1 protein-coding gene is annotated in these 783 nt (G+C 71.1%); it reads left to right on the forward strand.

Annotated features, from left to right (window positions below; translation table 11 throughout):
* On the forward strand, positions 1-783 hold a 783-nt coding region (locus CH341_RS34715), incomplete at both ends, for a phage major capsid protein (protein WP_483475700.1).

Here is a 783-nt window from a genome sequence, read left to right on the forward strand (position 1 = left end):
GCCGGCCGGCGCCGACGATGCCGCCACCCGCACCGCCGTGGAGACGGCCCAGCGCGCCGAGCGTGAGCGTGCCGCGGGGATTGGGGACCTCGCCCGCACCTTCGAGATGCGCGAGCTCGGCGACGAGCACGTCCGCCGCGGCACCTCGGTCGAGGCGTTCCGCGGCGTACTGCTCGAGCGCCTCGCCGCGGCCTCGGACCGCGGGCCCGCCAACGGCAACACCCGGGTCGAGACCGGTGGTCAGGACGAGACCCAGACCCGCCGCGACGCGATCACCAACGCGCTGCTGCACCGGCACGATCCCGGCCGTTTCGCGCTCACCGAGCCGGGCCGCGACTATCGCGGCCTGACGCTGCTCGAGATCGCCCGCGAGGTGGTCGAGGCCTCCGGCACCCGCACCCGCGGCATGGCGCGCGACGAGATCGCCCGTCGGTCGCTGCACACCACCAGCGACTTCCCGGCCATTCTCGGCAATGTCTCCGAACAGACGCTGCGCGCCGCCTACGAGGCCCTGGAGAGCAACTGGCGGCCGTTCTGCCGCCAGACCAATGCCACCGACTTCAAGGACAAGACCTCGGTCCGCATGGGCGAGGCGCCGCAGCTCGTGAAGATCAACGAGGCGGGCGAGTACACCCGCGGTTCGATCACCGAGGGCAAGGAGAAGTGGAAGATCGCCACCTACGGCAAGGTGGTGGCGATCACCCGTCAGGTGATCATCAACGACGACCTCGGCGCCTTCACCCGGATCCCGCAGATGTTCGGCGTCTCGGTCGCGACGCTGGA

This window comes from Rhodoplanes roseus (assembly GCF_003258865.1).
Lineage (GTDB): Bacteria > Pseudomonadota > Alphaproteobacteria > Rhizobiales > Xanthobacteraceae > Rhodoplanes > Rhodoplanes roseus.